The sequence below is a fragment of the Pseudomonas sp. Y3 TE3536 genome (assembly GCF_053629175.1).
Genome location: NZ_JBRJHU010000001.1, coordinates 3292836 through 3312214, shown reverse-complemented (window position 1 = coordinate 3312214; position 19379 = coordinate 3292836). Strand labels below are relative to the sequence as shown.

The following is a 19379-nucleotide window of genomic DNA, read 5'->3' as shown; positions in this document are numbered from 1 at the left end:
GAGTGCATAGGCTGCATCTTCGGCTCAGTGCCGCTGATTATGGAACTTGAACAACTGGCGTGCCGCCTCGATCACCTGAGGCACACAGGCTTGAATGTCCTCTTCACGCATTTGATCGAGCAACTCGAAGTTGTCCTCCAGCCCATGCAGGGAAATGGCCTTGAGCAGTTGATCCTGCTCCGGCGGCAACGCATCCCAGCTGGCGACCTGGGTACCGCGCATATAGCCGAAGCACCACTCTTCCATGATGATCACAGCGCCATCGTCGGTTTCATTTTCCTCGAACAGCGGTTCGAACTGATCGATGTTGTCACCCAGTTCGTCCGCCACTTGGCTGGCGTAACGCAACATCAACGCCGTGTACGCCTCTTCATGCGCGGGCTTCTTGAATTTCGGCACTTTGCCACCCGCCACGGCTGGCAACCATTGTTCGGGGTGGACGATGATCGGGGAACTGGCCAGGGCGGTAAAAAAGCCATTGAGCTCGGCCAGGTTGAGTACCGAATAATCGTTGCCGTAAGTGATCAGCAGGTCTTCGAGGCGGTCGAGTTCTTTTTCGCTGAGCGCGGGGAGCATGGGGGTTGTCCTGAAAAGCAAAAGTGCACGCACCCTAGCACAGCACGCACCAGAAGGCTGCCCGCAGCGACGAGGCTACGGGCAGTTTCGCTAGCGTGGCAACCACATGGGCAGCAGGGCCTGCCTGCCTGACCCGATCAGCAGCCAGAGCAGGACTCGGCACTTGCGCGGGCAAAGTTGCCCAGCCATGTGCAGCCCTTTTTTCTGCAGGTCGATCTCGCCGCCGACAAACCCATAGGTCGCCAGCGCCGTAGGCCCCCTGCCTGTGCGGGTAGCCATGATCACTGGCAAGCCGGGCGTGAGTTGGCCCAGCATCTCGGACCAGGCGCCCGAGACGTGCCCGGCACCAAACCCCGCAATCACCAGCCCCTCGTAACCCAGCGCCGGCAAGGCCTGCAATAAGGCAGTGTCCGCATCCAGGCAGGCCTCCAACAGGGCAACGCGATGATCCAGACGATGCGGCAGTGGCAGTACCTCCCGTGGTGAAGGCTGGTGGTGATAGCGCGCAACACCTTCGACCACTTCGCCCACGGGGCCACTGCCTGGTGACTCGAAAGCGGACATCGCCAGGCTGGCGACCTTACGAACCTTCGCGGCGCTGTGGATCTGGTCGTTGATCACAACCAGCACGCCACGCCCCTGACTGGCCTGGGCTAACGCCACTTGCGCGGCCGCCAGTAGATTGGCCGGCCCGTCACAGCCCGGTTGGCTGGCCGAACGCATGGCACCGGTCAGCACCAAGGGGGCATCGAATGGCCAGAGCAGGTCGAAGAAGTAAGCCGTCTCCTCTAGCGTATCGGTCCCTTGGGTGAGCATCACGGCCTGCGCACCGCGCGCTATCTGACCACGCGCCCACGCCAGTACTTCAAGCAGCGTCACAAACCCGAGCGAGGCGCTGGGCAGCATGCCCAGCGTCGCCACTTCGAGGTGCGCCATTTGCCTGAGCGCTGGCAGCAAGGACAGTTGCTTCTCACAATCGAGCGTTGGCGTTACACCACCGTCAACCGTATCGACCTGCATGCTGACGGTGCCGCCCAGGCTGGCGATCGACAGCCGAGGCAACTGTGGAGACTCAGTCATGCCCCACCTCCTATCAGCCCCACCAGCGGCACGATCGCCAATGTACTGAAGGCCATGGACAAGACATTGCCGATGTAGCCATGCATATAGCTTGGCAACCGGCCACTGATGGCCACCGCCAATGGCGGCGCTACCAGCGCACCCAGTACCGCGCTGGCTACCACAACCTGCCAGTCACCACCGTGAATCAGCACGGCAGCCGGAACGATCGACACAATGGGAATGTAAGTGGGGTACCAGCCACGCGCCTGCCATTGACGACGCCACACCAGCACCCCCACCAATGACGCCAGCGCCTGGCCTGCCACCATCTGCACGACCAGTTGCGAACCGTAGGCTGGTGCGGCAGGCGCAATCACGTAGGCCAACAGCAGGCCCAGCAACAACCCGAGGCTGGCCAGCTCATTGCCGAAAAATGGCGCTTCACTGAAGTCAGCCAACACACGTCGAAAAGTCCAGACCACACCGTAATCAGGTTGACGGGTGACGGGCTGCAACCCCGCGGGCCTTTTGCCTTGGTGCACCCATGACGGGAAACGCTTGCACAGCAGGAAAGCCACTACGCTCGCCACGGCCATGCCGCCAACGTTGCCGATGACCACCGGCAACTGCAAAGGAATGCACAGGTAATTGACCAGGAGCAGGCTGCCAGGCGTTACCAGCAGCGCACCGAGTAGCGCCCCGGTAATCGTCACCTGCCAGCCTCCGCCAAACAGCAATACCATGGCAGCCGGCAGCGACACGAAAGCAACGAAGGTCGGTTGCCACCCTCCCCCAGCCAGCGTCCACCCCCACAAGACGTGGCTGAGCAACAGGCCGAGCAGCGAGCTTGTGAACACCCACGGCCACAGCCCAGTGCCATAACAAATGGCAAAGCCTTGCCAGCGGTAGCCACGAAGACCGGCCCAATGCGCCAGACAGGCCCCCAGCAGCAGGCCTAAAGCCGGCAACTCGTGCTTGTAGAAAGCGACTTCGCTGATGTCGCCGACTATCCAGCGCAAACGGCTCAAGGGTTGATCAAGGGTGGCGGTGAGCTGTGCGTAGTCCGGCCATTGGCCGAAAACCAGGCTAACTATCAGCAGTACGGTCAGGCAGGCCAATATCACCAGCGGTGGCCTTTGCCTATTCGGGATGCTTATCTCGTTCATGTTCTGCCTCCTCAGCGCGGCATCGGGGCATGCAGGCGATAACCGAGGGTGTGGTCATAAAGATCGGTACGCCGATCTCGCGGCAGATCATTGAGGCTGTTCCAGATCGGCGCAGACCGAGCCGCACTGAGGTCCACATCGGCATAGAGAATGCTTTCCTCTTCCGCGCTTGCCACTTCTCCGATCGGCCAGCCGTTGGTGCCGGCAATCAGCGAACAGCCCAGAAAACGACCGCCACGCTCGCTGCCAATTCGGTTGGCAGCGGCGATATAGACGTTGTTGACGTGCGCTGCGGTCATGGTCAGGTAAGAAGCCATGCAGCGCCCGGCCTCATCGAACAGCGGCGGAGGCGTCCACACCCAGTTGTTGAGGCTGCAGAGGATGTCGGCGCCTTGTGCAGCCATCAGGCGGGGGACTTCGGGGAACCAGATATCCCAGCAGATCAACAGGCCGATACGCCCAATGGGGGTTTCGAACACCGGGAAGCCGAGGTTACCGGGCGTGAACCACAGCTTCTCCTGGTTCCATAAGTGCGCTTTGCGGTAGTGCCCAAGCATTCCTTCGGGGCCGAAAAGTACGGCGCTGTCATACAGCTTCATCCCATCCCGTTCGGCGAACCCCGCCGCCAGATAGATGTGATGATCCCGCGCAAAGTCCGCCCAGGCTTGGACACTGCGCCCGTCGTGCAGGGTCTGCGCATGGGCATAGGCTTCTGCCCGCGAGTGGAACGTATAACCGGAGTTGGCAAGCTCTGGCAGGACAATCAGGTTGGCACCTTCGCGCACGGCGCGCCGGGCCAATGCCAGGCCCCTGCTCACATTGCTATCACCGTGCTCGACCCCCACTTGAGGGTCATACTGGATGACTGCGATGCGCACGGGGCTGACAGGGGTGCAGTGTTCAGACATGGCGGCTTCCTTTTATGTTTGTTGTGGAAGGGCGCCAGTAAAGCGGGGTTGAGCCTGGGAGCGACAGTCAGGACGCTCCCACAAGATCGTAGGGAAAAGGAAGAATTATTGAGGGAAGGGTCCTACATATTGATTGCCGACGCCCTGATTACCGCACTTGATAATGCGGGTAATGATCCAAGGTGAAGCCACCATTGAACGTGGCTTTCGTGCGATTGCAGAGGTTGATCACGGTATCGATTGCAGTGCGCAGGCACGGCTCGGTCCAACCCGCGTCAACAGAGAAGGACTCTCCCGCCAGATAGAGTCCGGAGGCAGCGCTGAGGTCGCGGTTGTATTTCATCAGGCTGACTGCGTCGTAATAGGTACCTGCCCTGTACAGCTTTGCGCAGCCGAGAGCATTTCTATCTGTCATCCAACGCTGTATGCGGATGTTTCGAGTATCGATGTAAGGCGATATGGCTTCCCCCATATTGGTACAGCGCATCAGAATCCGGTCGAGTTCCTGGATGCATTTGTTGCCCAACGCCTGATCTGATATCGCCCCCAATTTAGTGGCGTCATCTTCCCAGGTATAACTGAGCAGGATGCAGTCATCGGAGTAGCTGTCGTTGTAGCGGTAGGCATAAACATCGTGCACGAAGCTGTCAGTGACGAGGATTTGAGGGATGGCCACTTTGCGGTCGAGAAAGCTTTTTTTGAGTGGTGCATAGACCTTGCAACTGGTTTCCCAGTGGGCATGCTTCCAGGCATCGATGATCCGTTGCGGCAGAATCTCTCGATTGAAGCCATTGATCTGTATGTGGGTTTCAATCAGCCATGAAGGCGTGGTGAGGATTACGCTGTCGAAATCCTCGTGCAAAACCTGGCTATGTGCCGGATCACTGTGCTGCCAGCGATACTCCACCCGGACACGCCCATCAGACTGCTTGTGCAATGCGCAGACTGAACTGTCGGTCAGCAGACCGTCGTCTCGTTGAATGAAGTGATCATAAAGCGATGTGCCTTGCATCCCAACGTCCATGAACAGCAGACAATCATCCATCGCCGCAAGGCCCAAATAGGCAGGCGCCTGAAACATGAGCCCTCTGCTATCGGGTAACTGGCCCGCTCCCAAATACGGTGCGACGTAGGGTATGCCGCCCTCATCAACACGCCCATGCACCAACTGCAAATGGCTGCTGAAGCCAAAGATCGCAGTACGCAGCGGGTACAAGCAGCAGACGTCATAGAATGCGCCCCAGCTGCCATCTCCAATGCCGATTGCATAGAAAATTGCCGACTCATCGCTGTTCATCCCCAACCCGCCGAAGTCTCCGGGGTTTTCAGCGCTCCAGGCGTCAAGGGCAGGCAACTGCACCAGGTCCCGGAACGACAAGCGGTGATAACGTTCGACGATTGCCGACCACATCGCCTCCCAATCTCCCGTCCCATAATGAGCAGCGACCCGCTCGGCGAAATGCTCCGCAAAGCGCCGCCATTTGTTGTAGACATTCTGCAGCGTAAGGGTGGGAGGTGGTGTGTCTCCCTCCGGGTTAAGCCAAATCAGCAGCGTTGGATCCCCCTTCCCATCCAGCTGACCCTCTCGCAGATAAATACCGGTGGCATTCACCCAGGGCGTTCCGGGATTGGGAAAGTCAGTCAGGCGCAGCTCGAACACATTGGCGTAATAGGCCATAAGCGAGCGACCGTCCTTGGGTGGCTCTCCTGTCCTATTGAACAACGGCATGCGCATAGCCCCCATTTCGAATGGGGTGGTGGGGTGCTTGTGATCCCCAAGCGTGTTCACCACAGTCAAATGACGCCCGCCCACACGCTTCGATTGCTCGATCAGGGTGATATGGGTAAAACCGCAACGCAACAGCTCCCGTGCGGCGGTCAAACCCGTTACACCAGCACCGATAATGCATATTCGGTGATGCGGCTGAGTAGCACGGGCTATACCTCCCGCTTGCTCGAGCAACCGGCGGTAATCAAAACAGAGATCGGGTGGATTGGGGTAACGTGCAGCCCATGGCTGGGCTGGGGATGACGGCTCAACGGCCAAGTGTGCGGGGTGGTTGTGAGTCGATCCGATCGTCATGTTCTCGTGTTCGCCAAGGGTTGGGGAACCTGAGAATGGAGAATCGTAGAGTGACAGGCGCGGTGTTTATTTAATACCACTTGGTGTCTGGCGCAAAGCATTCGCGGGGGCGTGCCTACTCCCAAGGTAAGCACAGTCCTCAGGAACTGTGCAGTACTTGTGGGAGCGGGCTTGCCCCGCGAATAGGCCGTTAAGCCTTACACCGCCAGCGCGCGCTCACGCAGCTCGCTGTTGAGGATGCGGTCGTTCTCGCTGTAGTCGACCGGGCAGTCGATCACGTGTACGCCAGGGGTCTTGATGCAATGCTCGAGCAGCGGCAGCAAGCCTTCGGCGCTTTCCACGCGGTGGCCATTGGCACCGTAGGCTTCGGCGTATTTGACGAAGTCCGGGTTGCCGTAGTCCAGGCCGAAATCGGTGAAGCCCATGTTGGCCTGCTTCCAGCGGATCATACCGTAGCCGTCATCACGCAAGATCACCACGGTGACGTGCATGCCCAGACGGACTGCGGTTTCCAGCTCTTGGCTGTTCATCATGAAGCCGCCGTCGCCACATACCGAGATTACCGGGCGGTCCGGGTACACCAGGTGCGCTGCCATCGCCGACGGCAGGCCGGCGCCCATGGTCGCCAGGGCGTTGTCGAGCAGCACGGTGTTCGGCTTGTGGGCCTTGTAGTTACGGGCGAACCAGATCTTGTAGATGCCGTTGTCGAGGGCAACGATGCCTTCGGACGGCAGCACACGACGGATGTCGGCGACCAGGCGCTGCGGGTAGACCGGGAAGCGGTCGTCGTCGGCACCTTCGGCGATTTGCGCTTCGTTGGCTTCACGGATGGCCATGAGGCGGGTGAAGTCCCAGTGCGAAGTGTCGCCCAGGCCTTCAGCGATCTGCCAGACGGCGTTGGCGATGTCGCCGATCACTTCGACCTGTGGGAAGTACACGGCATCGACTTCGGCGGAGCGGAAGCTGATGTGGATGACTTCGGTGCCGCCACGGACCATGAAGAACGGCGGCTTCTCGATCACATCGTGGCCGATGTTGATGATCAGGTCGGCCGCTTCGATTGCGCGGTGGACGAAGTCACCGGACGACAGCGCGGCGTTGCCCAGGAAGCGCGGGCTGCGCTCGTCGACCACACCCTTGCCCAACTGGGTGGTGACAAACGGAATGCCGGTCTTGTCGATCAGCTGCTTGAGGACCTTGGCGGTCATCTTGCGGTTGGCGCCGGCACCGATCACCAGGATCGGGCTGCGTGCGGTGCGCAGTTTTTCGATGGCGGCTTCGATGGCCACGTGCTCGGCCAGCGGGCGGCGGTGCAGGCTGCGCGGGATCGGCATGGCATCGGTCTGCTCGGCAGCGATGTCTTCCGGCAGTTCCAGGTGCACGGCGCCTGGTTTTTCTTCTTCAGCCAGACGGAACGCTTCACGCATGCGCGAAGGAATGTTGTCGGCCGAGGCGAACTGATGGGTGTACTTGGTGATGGGGGCCATCATGCCGCACACATCGATGATCTGGAAGCGGCCCTGTTTGGACTTCTTGATCGGCTTTTGGCCGGTGATCATCATCATCGGCATACCGCCGAGGTAGGCGTATGCACTGGCGGTGACCAGGTTGGTCGCGCCAGGGCCGAGGGTCGACAGGCTGACGCCGGTCTTGCCGGTCAGGCGGCCATAGGTGGCGGCCATGAAGCCCGCAGATTGTTCGTGGCGGGTCAGGACCAGTTTGATCTTCGACTTGCGCAGGGATTCCAGCAGGTCGAGGTTTTCCTCACCAGGGATGCCGAACACATACTCGACACCTTCGTTTTCCAGGCATTGCACAACGACATCGGCGGCCTTAGCCATCTTGCTCTCTACCTCAAGTGATAGGACGGTGAAAGTCCATAAATGCGCAGCACGGCACGCTGGCATCGCTCTATTCGGGCGCGAGGGTGCCCCGAACCTAAGTCTTGACGCAGGTTAGGCAGGGCAAAGTCACGTGCGCGAACAGGATTAATTGTCGCACCCTTGAGCGCGTTTGAAGAGGTACAGGACGGACAAAACATCTTTGCCTGGAGACAGCGGATCTGCGGTTATAAACGGCAGAAAGACAAAACCCCTACCTGCTTGCGCAGATAGGGGTTTTGCGAAATGAATCTTGACGATGACCTACTCTCACATGGGGAAACCCCACACTACCATCGGCGATGCATCGTTTCACTACTGAGTTCGGGATGGGATCAGGTGGTTCCAATGCTCTATGGTCGTCAAGAAATTCTGTAGCCAGAATGTCCAGATGGACAGCCCAGCGAATTCGGATATGCGATATGTGTGGTTACGAACTTTCGGGTCTTTCGTCTTCACCACCGCAATCTGCGCTAGCAAATTGCTTGGGTGTTATATGGTCAAGCCTCACGGGCAATTAGTATTGGTTAGCTCAACGCCTCACAGCGCTTACACACCCAACCTATCAACGTCGTAGTCTTCGACGGCCCTTTAGGGGATTCAAGATCCCAGTGAGATCTCATCTTGAGGCAAGTTTCCCGCTTAGATGCTTTCAGCGGTTATCTCTTCCGAACATAGCTACCCGGCAATGCCACTGGCGTGACAACCGGAACACCAGAGGTTCGTCCACTCCGGTCCTCTCGTACTAGGAGCAGCCCCTCTCAAATCTCAAACGTCCACGGCAGATAGGGACCGAACTGTCTCACGACGTTCTAAACCCAGCTCGCGTACCACTTTAAATGGCGAACAGCCATACCCTTGGGACCGGCTTCAGCCCCAGGATGTGATGAGCCGACATCGAGGTGCCAAACACCGCCGTCGATATGAACTCTTGGGCGGTATCAGCCTGTTATCCCCGGAGTACCTTTTATCCGTTGAGCGATGGCCCTTCCATACAGAACCACCGGATCACTAAGACCTACTTTCGTACCTGCTCGACGTGTTTGTCTCGCAGTCAAGCGCGCTTTTGCCTTTATACTCTACGACCGATTTCCGACCGGTCTGAGCGCACCTTCGTACTCCTCCGTTACTCTTTGGGAGGAGACCGCCCCAGTCAAACTACCCACCATACACTGTCCTCGATCCGGATAACGGACCTGAGTTAGAACCTCAAAGTTGCCAGGGTGGTATTTCAAGGATGGCTCCATGAGAACTGGCGTCCCCACTTCAAAGCCTCCCACCTATCCTACACAAGCAAATTCAAAGTCCAGTGCAAAGCTATAGTAAAGGTTCACGGGGTCTTTCCGTCTAGCCGCGGATACACTGCATCTTCACAGCGATTTCAATTTCACTGAGTCTCGGGTGGAGACAGCGCCGCCATCGTTACGCCATTCGTGCAGGTCGGAACTTACCCGACAAGGAATTTCGCTACCTTAGGACCGTTATAGTTACGGCCGCCGTTTACCGGGGCTTCGATCAAGAGCTTCGCTTGCGCTAACCCCATCAATTAACCTTCCGGCACCGGGCAGGCGTCACACCCTATACGTCCACTTTCGTGTTTGCAGAGTGCTGTGTTTTTAATAAACAGTCGCAGCGGCCTGGTATCTTCGACCGGCATGGGCTTACGGAGCAAGTCCTTAACCCTCGCCGGCGCACCTTCTCCCGAAGTTACGGTGCCATTTTGCCTAGTTCCTTCACCCGAGTTCTCTCAAGCGCCTTGGTATTCTCTACCTAACCACCTGTGTCGGTTTGGGGTACGGTTCCCAGTTATCTGAAGCTTAGGAGCTTTTCTTGGAAGCATGGCATCAACCACTTCGTCGCCTAAAGGCAACTCGTCATCAGCTCTCGGCCTTGAGATCCCGGATTTGCCTAAGATCTCAGCCTACCACCTTAAACTTGGACAACCAACGCCAAGCTGGCCTAGCCTTCTCCGTCCCTCCATCGCAATAACTGGAAGTACAGGAATATTAACCTGTTTTCCATCGACTACGCTTTTCAGCCTCGCCTTAGGGACCGACTAACCCTGCGTCGATTAACGTTGCGCAGGAAACCTTGGTCTTTCGGCGTGGGAGTTTTTCACTCCCATTGTCGTTACTCATGTCAGCATTCGCACTTCTGATACCTCCAGCAAGCTTCTCAACTCACCTTCACAGGCTTACAGAACGCTCCTCTACCGCATCACCAGAAGGTGATACCCGTAGCTTCGGTGCATGGTTTGAGCCCCGTTACATCTTCCGCGCAGGCCGACTCGACTAGTGAGCTATTACGCTTTCTTTAAAGGGTGGCTGCTTCTAAGCCAACCTCCTAGCTGTCTAAGCCTTCCCACATCGTTTCCCACTTAACCATGACTTTGGGACCTTAGCTGACGGTCTGGGTTGTTTCCCTTTTCACGACGGACGTTAGCACCCGCCGTGTGTCTCCCATGCTCGGCACTTGTAGGTATTCGGAGTTTGCATCGGTTTGGTAAGTCGGGATGACCCCCTAGCCGAAACAGTGCTCTACCCCCTACAGTGATACATGAGGCGCTACCTAAATAGCTTTCGAGGAGAACCAGCTATCTCCGAGCTTGATTAGCCTTTCACTCCGATCCACAGGTCATCCGCTAACTTTTCAACGGTAGTCGGTTCGGTCCTCCAGTCAGTGTTACCTAACCTTCAACCTGCCCATGGATAGATCGCCCGGTTTCGGGTCTATACCCAGCGACTAAACGCCCTATTAAGACTCGCTTTCGCTACGCCTCCCCTATTCGGTTAAGCTCGCCACTGAATATAAGTCGCTGACCCATTATACAAAAGGTACGCAGTCACCTAACAAAGTAGGCTCCCACTGCTTGTACGCATACGGTTTCAGGATCTATTTCACTCCCCTCTCCGGGGTTCTTTTCGCCTTTCCCTCACGGTACTAGTTCACTATCGGTCAGTCAGTAGTATTTAGCCTTGGAGGATGGTCCCCCCATATTCAGACAAAGTTTCTCGTGCTCCGTCCTACTCGATTTCATTGATAAGAGATTTTCGTGTACGGGGCTATCACCCACTATGGCCGCACTTTCCAGAGCGTTCCACTAATCTCAAACCAACTTAAGGGCTGGTCCCCGTTCGCTCGCCACTACTAAGGGAATCTCGGTTGATTTCTTTTCCTCAGGGTACTTAGATGTTTCAGTTCCCCTGGTTCGCCTCTTGCACCTATGTATTCAGTACAAGATACTCAGCTTATGCTGAGTGGGTTCCCCCATTCAGAGATCTCTGGATCACAGTCTGTTTGCCGACTCCCCAAAGCTTATCGCAGGCTACCACGTCTTTCATCGCCTCTGACTGCCAAGGCATCCACCGTATGCGCTTCTTCACTTGACCATATAACCCCAAGCAATCTGGTTATACTGTGAAGACGACATTCGCCGAAAATTCGTTTTGCTCTTTCGAGCCCACAAATTTTACCTTAGCCTGATCCACTACCAGTGAAAGTAGTGTTCAGTCTATTTCTATCACATATCCGAATTTTTAAAGAACGATCTGACAAAAGTCAGAAATCAACATTCGAAGCGAATGCTCATTTCTGAGTTTGATCACGTACTGCAAGAGTGGTGGAGCCAAGCGGGATCGAACCGCTGACCTCCTGCGTGCAAGGCAGGCGCTCTCCCAGCTGAGCTATGGCCCCAAATACTGGTAGGTCTGGGCAGATTTGAACTGCCGACCTCACCCTTATCAGGGGTGCGCTCTAACCAACTGAGCTACAGACCTATATAGGGTCTTGATCGTCTTCGACAATGAATCAAGCAATTCGTGTGGGAGCTCATCAGCAGGCTGATGTCGTCGATTAAGGAGGTGATCCAGCCGCAGGTTCCCCTACGGCTACCTTGTTACGACTTCACCCCAGTCATGAATCACACCGTGGTAACCGTCCTCCCGAAGGTTAGACTAGCTACTTCTGGTGCAACCCACTCCCATGGTGTGACGGGCGGTGTGTACAAGGCCCGGGAACGTATTCACCGCGACATTCTGATTCGCGATTACTAGCGATTCCGACTTCACGCAGTCGAGTTGCAGACTGCGATCCGGACTACGATCGGTTTTGTGAGATTAGCTCCACCTCGCGGCTTGGCAACCCTCTGTACCGACCATTGTAGCACGTGTGTAGCCCAGGCCGTAAGGGCCATGATGACTTGACGTCATCCCCACCTTCCTCCGGTTTGTCACCGGCAGTCTCCTTAGAGTGCCCACCATAACGTGCTGGTAACTAAGGACAAGGGTTGCGCTCGTTACGGGACTTAACCCAACATCTCACGACACGAGCTGACGACAGCCATGCAGCACCTGTGTCAGAGTTCCCGAAGGCACCAATCCATCTCTGGAAAGTTCTCTGCATGTCAAGGCCTGGTAAGGTTCTTCGCGTTGCTTCGAATTAAACCACATGCTCCACCGCTTGTGCGGGCCCCCGTCAATTCATTTGAGTTTTAACCTTGCGGCCGTACTCCCCAGGCGGTCAACTTAATGCGTTAGCTGCGCCACTAAAATCTCAAGGATTCCAACGGCTAGTTGACATCGTTTACGGCGTGGACTACCAGGGTATCTAATCCTGTTTGCTCCCCACGCTTTCGCACCTCAGTGTCAGTATCAGTCCAGGTGGTCGCCTTCGCCACTGGTGTTCCTTCCTATATCTACGCATTTCACCGCTACACAGGAAATTCCACCACCCTCTACCGTACTCTAGCTTGCCAGTTTTGGATGCAGTTCCCAGGTTGAGCCCGGGGCTTTCACATCCAACTTAACAAACCACCTACGCGCGCTTTACGCCCAGTAATTCCGATTAACGCTTGCACCCTCTGTATTACCGCGGCTGCTGGCACAGAGTTAGCCGGTGCTTATTCTGTCGGTAACGTCAAAACAGCAAGGTATTCGCTTACTGCCCTTCCTCCCAACTTAAAGTGCTTTACAATCCGAAGACCTTCTTCACACACGCGGCATGGCTGGATCAGGCTTTCGCCCATTGTCCAATATTCCCCACTGCTGCCTCCCGTAGGAGTCTGGACCGTGTCTCAGTTCCAGTGTGACTGATCATCCTCTCAGACCAGTTACGGATCGTCGCCTTGGTGAGCCATTACCTCACCAACTAGCTAATCCGACCTAGGCTCATCTGATAGCGCAAGGCCCGAAGGTCCCCTGCTTTCTCCCGTAGGACGTATGCGGTATTAGCGTTCCTTTCGAAACGTTGTCCCCCACTACCAGGCAGATTCCTAGGCATTACTCACCCGTCCGCCGCTAAATCGAAGAGCAAGCTCTTCTCATCCGCTCGACTTGCATGTGTTAGGCCTGCCGCCAGCGTTCAATCTGAGCCATGATCAAACTCTTCAGTTCAATACTGCTTGGGTTTTTAAGAAACCCTAAACTTGGCTCAGCAATCTCAAATGACTATGTGATTTCTCGCATGGTCACTTGTGATGCTGATAATCTTTGTGACTATCAGTCCGTACTCACAAGCACCCACACGAATTGCTTGATTCGATTTGTTAAAGAGCGTTTGGTTAAGAGCTTTTCGTCTCAACCGAGGCGCGCATTCTACGCTTTCCTCATTTGCTGTCAAGCGTTTATTTTGAAGTTTTTTAACTTCGCTTTCTTTCGAAAGCTTTCAACTTCAACAACTTGCCGCTTGCCCCGAAGCGTTCATCGCTGCGAGGAGGCGAATAATACGCGCTTTGAAATCAGAGTCAACACCCTGATCTAAAAAAACTTTCCAGTAGTGTTTGCCCGCCCTTCGCAACTAATGAACACGCAACCGATCTGTAGATAAACACCCCACGGAGCGTGGCAACCATGAGCGAGACGCAAAGCGAGAAAACGCCAGGCCTGTCGGCGGACGAAGAGCAGGAGGTCAGCCATAACCAGCCGCCAAGGGCAGCGGTGCTGCATGAGATCATTCGCTACCAGGGCGACCAAGAGCTTGAGCGCACGATCGCAGCCCTGTGGTGGTCAGCGCTGGCCGCCGGGTTGTCGATGGGGCTCTCGCTCATGGCCATGGGGTTGTTCTATGCCCGCCTCCCCGAGGGCGACAGCGCCCAGGTGATTGCAAGCATTGGCTACAGTGCAGGTTTCCTGGCGGTGATCCTCGCTCGCCAGCAACTGTTTACAGAGAACACACTCACCGCCGTGCTGCCGGTGATGACCTCGCCTACCCTGGCCAACCTGGGTCGCCTGCTGCGCCTATGGAGCGTGGTATTGCTCGGCAACCTGGCCGGCACCCTGCTGGTGGCCTGGGTCATGCTGGAACTGCCGATCTTCGACGGCAAGACCGACGTGGCCTTCCTAGAGGTCGGGCGCAAGGTAATGAAGAACGACATCGGCCAGATGTTCGCCAAAGGCATCGTGTCGGGCTGGATGATCGCCACCATGGTCTGGATGATCCCGTCGATGGAGCACGCCAAGATCTGGATCATCCTGATGATCACTTACTTCATGGCGCTGGGTGACTTTACCCATATTGTCGTCGGTTCGGTGGAAGTGTCCTACCTGGTCTGGGCCGGAGAAGAGACCTGGCGCAGCTTCTTGCTGGCATTCGCCCTGCCGACCCTCGCCGGCAACATCATCGGTGGCAGCTTCATCTTCGCGCTGATAAGCCATGCGCAGGTGCGAAGTGACAGCGGCAAACCGCCTTCGCGTTTACTGGAGGACCAGAAGCCGCCCTCACCTCGCCAGCGAGACGCTGAAAAATGACCCTCAGCGCACCGCCACGGCGCGCTCTGTCGACCGCTCTCGCTGATGCGCAGGCTTGGGCTGCCACCAGTTCTGCCCGGCATGCGGCGAGTCCAGGCTGACCCGCTCGCCCATCTGCGGGGTGCATAGCCGCACCTGCGCTTGCTCAGTGAGGGCCAGGATGCGCTCGAATGGCTCTTGCCAGGCATGGGTGGACAAGTCGAAGGTGCCGTTATGAATCGGCAGCATCCAGCGCCCCTGCAGGTCGAGGTGTGCCTGCAGGCTCTGCTCCGGCTGCATGTGCACGATCGGCCAGGCGACGTTATAGGCCCCGGTCTCGATCAGGGTCAGGTCGAAAGGCCCGAAACGCTCACCGATCTGCTTGAAGCCCTCGAAGTAGCCTGTATCGCCGCTGAAAAACAACCGCAGCTGTTCATCGATCACCACCCAGGACGCCCACAAGGTCCGGTTACTGTCGAACAGGCCACGCCCTGAAAAGTGCTGTGCTGGGGTCGCGACAAAGCGTACCCCTTCAACTTCAGTGTCCTGCCACCAATCCAGTTGGCGCACCTTGTCTGCTGCAACCCCCCATTCGATCAGCAGGTCACCCACCCCAAGCGGTGCCAGAAACACCCCCGTACGCGGGGCAAGCCGTCGAATCGCCTGCTCATCCAGATGATCGAAGTGATCATGGGACAGGATCACCGCGGCCAATGGCGGCAGTTCGTCCAGGCCAAGCGGTGGCGCATGGAAACGTTGCGGCCCTGCCCACTGCACCGGTGAGGCGCGCTCGGCGAATACCGGGTCGGTAATAAAGAAGCGCCCACGCAACTTCAGCAATATCGTGGAATGGCCAAGGCGCCACAGGCTGTGATCAGGTGCATCAAGCACCTGCTGCCGGGTCATGGGCTGCACATGGAGGGGGGTGGAGGGCCGAGTGTCGGGCGGCTTGCGCAAAAACAGGTACTTGAGGCCGATGCGCAGCTTTTTCATCACGCCGTCTTGAGGCAGGCGGGCCTGATTATGGAAACGACCGTCCCGTTGAGGCGCCGACTCGCCGGCAGCGTTAGCCATGGGAACCATGAGCATGAGCACTCCAAGCAACAGGAAAGCCTTCATATTACCCCACAGTGATCAGATCAACCGTGAATTGGCTTGTAAGGTCATTTTTCATAGATGAAACACTGTTCAACAATATTCACACGCGTTATGCGATAAACGGCGCCTTAGCAGAAGAACGATGACCATGATGGACAACCGCAGCGGCAAGGGCCTTTCTTTCGTCAAGCGCATCTACCTGCCGCGCATCATCGGCATGGGCATCGGCCTGTTCAGTGTAATGGCTGCCATGGCGCCGCTATCGCCGCCTACCTGGGTCTGGCTGCTGGTGCTCTTCAACGGGATTGTCTGGCCGCATTTGGCCTACCTGTGGGCGATGCGCTCGGCAGCGCCTTATCAGGCAGAACAGCGCAACCTGCTGCTGGACTCGCTGATGGGCGGCTTCTGGACCGCCGCCATGCACTTCAACCCACTGCCCAGCGTGACCGTGCTGTCGATGATGACCATGAACAACGTGGCCGCAGGCGGCAAGCGCCTGGTCGTTCGCGGCGTGCTGGCCCAGCTTGCCGGCATGCTCCTGGCCACGCTCGTGCTCGGCCCTGGCTTGCAACTCACTGCCACGCCCTTGCAGGTTTACGCGTGCTTGCCCATGCTGACGCTCTACCCGCTGGCCCTGGGCTGGGTCTGCTACCGCCTGGCAATCAAACTGGCAGAGCACAAGCGCCGCCTCAGTGCGCTAAGCCTTACCGACAGCCTGACCGGGTTGCTCAACCACGGTGCCTGGAAAGACCTGCTGCTGCTCAAGTTCCAGACCTGCCAGCAACAGCAGCAACAGGCGGTCATCGCCCTGATCGACATCGACCACTTCAAGACCATCAACGACACGTTTGGCCACGTAGTCGGCGATTGCATCCTGCGCCAGATGAGCGAAGAGCTCAAACGCAACCTGCGTGAGGTCGACCAGGCCGGGCGCTACGGTGGCGACGAGTTCTGCGTGATCCTGCCGGACACCAACGAGGCCCAGGCCTGCCTGGCCATGGAGCGCTTGCGCGAGCGGGTGGCGAGCTACCGCAACCCGCAATTACCACACTTGCGGATCAGCCTCAGCATCGGCCTGTCTGCCTTCGACGCCGACCTTGAATCCCCCGAACACTGGCTCGAACAGGCCGACAAGGCGCTCTACACCGCCAAGCACGCTGGCCGCGACCAGGTCAATTTCGCGCAACGCGAGGCCACCGGCCTCAGGCTGGCCTATCCTGACTGAACCTCCTTCCTGATTGCCTTGCGGGAGGCTGCTGTTCTTGAAGGAGTCACCCGCACATGGCCAGGACCGCCAACCTTCCACCCACCCTACCCACACCCCGATTTCAAGTTCGCCGCTTGATTGCAGGCTTTTGCGTGGTCTTTGGCCTGGCCTGCCTGGTCACCTTGGGCGCATTGCTCAACATCGCCGCCACCCTCGATCACCAAGAGCAACAGCGCAGCGCCTTCCATGCCTCGCAAGCCCTCGAGCAACGGCTGCTTGCCTCACGCCAGTTCCTGTCCAGCTATGCCGTGTGGGATGCCGCCTTTGAACACTTGGCCGGCAAGGCGGACTGGCAGTGGGCCTATGAAGAGAAGAACGTCGGGGAATCGCTATACAGCGCCAGTGGCTACGAAGGTGTGTTCGTGGTGGACGACCAGCGCACCACCTACGCCCTGTTCAAAGGCAAGCCCAGTGAAGCGAGCGCCAGCTCTTATATAGAAGCGCCGCTGCAACCCATCATCAATGAAGCGCGGGGGGCTGCCAGCGCCCGCGAACAAATCACCCGGTTCGTGCTGTTCAACGGATGGCCCGCCGTGCTTAGCGCCGCGGCCGTACGCCCAGACAAGGACGTGTCGGAAAGCGAAGTGCGCCAGGCACCCGTCATGCTGTTCGTCGATCAGCTGACCGACGACAAACTCACACGGTTGGGTACCGGCGCCGGCCTGGCAGGCATGCACCTCGAGAAAGACGCTACCGGCGAGCATGGCCAGCAGCGTATCGCGCTGGGCGATACCGGCTTCCACCTGGCCTGGACCAGCCCGCTGCCGGGCCAGCAATTACTGTGGGCGATGCTGCCGCCGCTGCTGTGCGCGCTGCTGATACTCGGCTTGGTGATGCTTTACCTGTTCCGCCACGCCTTGCGCAGCTCCCGCGCCATCGACCTTAGCCTGGCGCGCCTGCAGCAGAGCAACCAGGCCCTGGAGGCCAGCGAGCAGCGTTTTCGGGCCGTCGCCGAAGCCGCATCCGACTGGATCTGGGAAACCGACCGACAACAACGCCTGACCTATCTTTCACAGCGTTTCGTCAGCGTCACCGGCTACCCGGTGGACGACTGGCTGGGCCAGCCGGTAAACCAGCTGCTGGCCTGCGACACCACGCCCCTCTCACCCTGGCTGGACGCGTTGGCCGCCGCCGACCCACAGCAGTTGGCAAACCTGCGCTGTACCTACCGTGACCACAATGGGCAAAACCGCTATTGCCGCATCTCGGCGCGGGCGATCTGGTACGACGGCAAGCCGACGGGTTTTCGCGGCACCGCCAGCGACATCACTGACGAGGTCGACGCCCATGCACGCATCCAGCACCTGTCACTGCATGACCCGCTGACCGGGCTTGCCAACCGCAACAAACTCGCCCGGCACCTTGAGCAGTTGTTATTGCGCGGCAGCGACTCGCCCCCACTCACGTTGCTGCTGCTGGACCTGGACAACTTCAAGCCGATCAACGATTCCCTCGGCCATGCCGCCGGTGACGCTGTGCTGCAAGAGGTGGCGACACGCCTGCGCGACACCACCCGCGATGTCGACCTGGTCGCGCGCCTGGGTGGCGACGAGTTCATCCTGGTACTCAATGGCATGGATAACCGCACTGAAGTCGACCGCTTCTGCGCCCGCCTGATTAGCCTGCTGCAGCAACCTATCGTCTTCGACAACCAGCCCCTGCATATCGGCGCCAGCATCGGCGTCGCCCAGAGCCGCACCCTGGGCTTCGATGCCGGCGAACTGATCCGCTGCGCCGACATCGCGCTGTACCAGGCCAAAGCGGAGGGCAAGAACACCTGGCGCTACTTCGCCGCCGAAATGAACAAACAGATCCAGTACCGCCGACAACTGGAGAATGATCTGCGCCGGGCCCTGCAAAACCAGGAATTCGCGTTGCATTACCAGCCACGCTATCGCCTGGGCGACCTGCGCATCGTCGCGGTCGAAGCCCTGCTGCGCTGGCAGCACCCGCAGGAGGGGTTGCTCGGGCCAGACACCTTCATCCCGCTGGCCGAGCAGAGCGACATCATTGTCGCGCTGGGCCGCTGGGTGCTGCGCGAAGCCTGCCGCACGGCCCACGACTGGCCGGAGGGCCTGCTGATATCGGTAAACCTGTCACCTGCGCAGTTCTTGCGCAGCGACGTGGTGGCCGATGTGCGCGAGATCCTGTTGGAAACCGCGTTCCCCGCCCAGCGCCTTGAACTGGAAATCACCGAAAACGTGATGCTCAACGACATCGAAGGCGCGCTAAGCACCATGCTTTCGCTAAAGGAGCTGGGCGTTCGCCTGAACATGGATGACTTTGGCACCGGTTACTCATCGTTGGGCTATCTGCGCACGTACCCGTTCGACAGCATCAAGATCGACAAACGCTTCATTGCTGGGCTGAACAACACCAGTGGCAATGATCGCGCCGTGGTGCAAGCCATCATCAACCTGGGTGAAGCCATGGGGCTGACCGTGACGGCCGAGGGCGTAGAAAGTGAACAGCAGCTCAAAACACTAGAAAAGGACGGCTGCCATGAGGTGCAGGGTTATTTCCTGAGCCGGCCTTTACCTAAAGAAGCGCTCGAAGCCTTGCTGCAACAGGCGCCCACAGGCTCGGCCGGGCGCCTGCCGTAAAGGCAGCCTTCGCA

Annotated in this window: 10 protein-coding genes, 2 tRNA genes and 3 rRNA genes; 3 read left to right on the top strand and 12 right to left on the bottom strand. The window is 58.0% G+C overall.

Going from position 1 to position 19379, the window contains the following annotated elements:
• Window positions 1–24 precede the first annotated feature (24 nt).
• The 11 genes from AB7M33_RS14995 to AB7M33_RS14945 all read right to left on the bottom strand — a co-directional run bounded on the left by AB7M33_RS14995 (window position 25) and on the right by AB7M33_RS14945 (window position 13065).
• Entirely contained in the window at window positions 25–576 is a 552-nt protein-coding gene (locus AB7M33_RS14995) for a UPF0149 family protein (RefSeq protein WP_265969938.1), read from the bottom strand.
• 90 nt (window positions 577–666) lie between these two features.
• A complete protein-coding gene (locus tag AB7M33_RS14990; RefSeq protein WP_454243052.1) occupies window positions 667–1656 on the bottom strand; it encodes an asparaginase in 990 nt (329 codons plus the stop codon).
• Window positions 1653–2804 carry a hypothetical protein gene (locus AB7M33_RS14985; protein ID WP_454243051.1) on the bottom strand — a complete coding sequence of 384 codons (1152 nt, stop codon included), beginning with the start codon at window positions 2802–2804 and terminating at the stop codon, window positions 1653–1655. The genes AB7M33_RS14990 and AB7M33_RS14985 overlap by 4 nt, the downstream gene beginning before the upstream one ends.
• A gap of 11 nt (window positions 2805–2815) precedes the next feature.
• On the bottom strand, window positions 2816–3712 hold the full coding sequence (locus tag AB7M33_RS14980; RefSeq protein WP_265969935.1) for a nitrilase family protein: 897 nt from the start codon (window positions 3710–3712) through the stop codon (window positions 2816–2818).
• Between the two features lie 148 nt (window positions 3713–3860).
• The gene (locus AB7M33_RS14975; protein WP_454243050.1) at window positions 3861–5795 is read right to left on the bottom strand and encodes a flavin monoamine oxidase family protein; all 1935 of its coding nucleotides are present in this window, start codon (window positions 5793–5795) and stop codon (window positions 3861–3863) included.
• 197 nt (window positions 5796–5992) lie between these two features.
• Window positions 5993–7636: an acetolactate synthase large subunit gene (locus AB7M33_RS14970; protein ID WP_099455110.1), complete on the bottom strand. Its 1644-nt coding sequence runs from the start codon at window positions 7634–7636 to the stop codon at window positions 5993–5995.
• Window positions 7637–7926: 290 nt separating this feature from the next.
• Window positions 7927–8042 (bottom strand): 5S ribosomal RNA (gene rrf / locus AB7M33_RS14965).
• A gap of 129 nt (window positions 8043–8171) precedes the next feature.
• A 23S ribosomal RNA gene (locus AB7M33_RS14960) occupies window positions 8172–11064 on the bottom strand.
• A 228-nt stretch (window positions 11065–11292) separates the two neighbouring features.
• A tRNA-Ala gene (locus AB7M33_RS14955) sits at window positions 11293–11368 on the bottom strand.
• 6 nt (window positions 11369–11374) lie between these two features.
• A tRNA-Ile gene (locus AB7M33_RS14950) sits at window positions 11375–11451 on the bottom strand.
• A 77-nt stretch (window positions 11452–11528) separates the two neighbouring features.
• Window positions 11529–13065 (bottom strand): 16S ribosomal RNA (locus AB7M33_RS14945).
• Together the 16S, 23S and 5S rRNA genes with 2 tRNA genes alongside form the textbook arrangement of a ribosomal RNA operon.
• Window positions 13066–13521: 456 nt before the next feature.
• Between AB7M33_RS14945 and AB7M33_RS14940 the strand changes: the two genes are divergently transcribed.
• On the top strand, window positions 13522–14418 hold the full coding sequence (locus AB7M33_RS14940) for a formate/nitrite transporter family protein (protein ID WP_027594253.1): 897 nt from the start codon (window positions 13522–13524) through the stop codon (window positions 14416–14418).
• 3 nt (window positions 14419–14421) lie between these two features.
• On the opposite strand, the gene AB7M33_RS14935 is transcribed toward AB7M33_RS14940, so the two are convergent.
• Complete coding sequence (locus tag AB7M33_RS14935; protein ID WP_454243049.1) at window positions 14422–15516, bottom strand: MBL fold metallo-hydrolase; 1095 nt, start codon at window positions 15514–15516, stop codon at window positions 14422–14424.
• A 130-nt stretch (window positions 15517–15646) separates the two neighbouring features.
• On the opposite strand from AB7M33_RS14935, the gene AB7M33_RS14930 reads away from it, so the two are divergent.
• Both AB7M33_RS14930 and AB7M33_RS14925 read left to right on the top strand, forming a co-directional pair.
• Window positions 15647–16720 (top strand): diguanylate cyclase, encoded by a 1074-nt coding sequence (locus AB7M33_RS14930; protein WP_454244224.1) that lies wholly within the window; start codon window positions 15647–15649, stop codon window positions 16718–16720.
• 56 nt (window positions 16721–16776) lie between these two features.
• Window positions 16777–19365, top strand: coding sequence for a bifunctional diguanylate cyclase/phosphodiesterase (locus tag AB7M33_RS14925; protein WP_454243048.1), 2589 nt, complete (start codon window positions 16777–16779; stop codon window positions 19363–19365).
• The last annotated feature ends 14 nt before the right edge of the window (window positions 19366–19379 follow it).

What these genes read in the sequence shown, in the direction of transcription:
- AB7M33_RS14925 (WP_454243048.1), top strand. Translation starts at nt 16,777, where the DNA reads ATGGCCAGGACCGCCAACCTTCCACCCACCCTACCCACACCCCGATTT.
- AB7M33_RS14940 (WP_027594253.1), top strand. Translation starts at nt 13,522, where the DNA reads ATGAGCGAGACGCAAAGCGAGAAAACGCCAGGCCTGTCGGCGGACGAA.
- AB7M33_RS14980 (WP_265969935.1), bottom strand. Translation starts at nt 3,712, where the DNA reads ATGTCTGAACACTGCACCCCTGTCAGCCCCGTGCGCATCGCAGTCATC.
- AB7M33_RS14970 (WP_099455110.1), bottom strand. Translation starts at nt 7,636, where the DNA reads ATGGCTAAGGCCGCCGATGTCGTTGTGCAATGCCTGGAAAACGAAGGT.
- AB7M33_RS14990 (WP_454243052.1), bottom strand. Translation starts at nt 1,656, where the DNA reads ATGACTGAGTCTCCACAGTTGCCTCGGCTGTCGATCGCCAGCCTGGGC.
- AB7M33_RS14975 (WP_454243050.1), bottom strand. Translation starts at nt 5,795, where the DNA reads ATGACGATCGGATCGACTCACAACCACCCCGCACACTTGGCCGTTGAG.
- AB7M33_RS14930 (WP_454244224.1), top strand. Translation starts at nt 15,647, where the DNA reads ATGGACAACCGCAGCGGCAAGGGCCTTTCTTTCGTCAAGCGCATCTAC.
- AB7M33_RS14935 (WP_454243049.1), bottom strand. Translation starts at nt 15,516, where the DNA reads ATGAAGGCTTTCCTGTTGCTTGGAGTGCTCATGCTCATGGTTCCCATG.
- AB7M33_RS14995 (WP_265969938.1), bottom strand. Translation starts at nt 576, where the DNA reads ATGCTCCCCGCGCTCAGCGAAAAAGAACTCGACCGCCTCGAAGACCTG.
- AB7M33_RS14985 (WP_454243051.1), bottom strand. Translation starts at nt 2,804, where the DNA reads ATGAACGAGATAAGCATCCCGAATAGGCAAAGGCCACCGCTGGTGATA.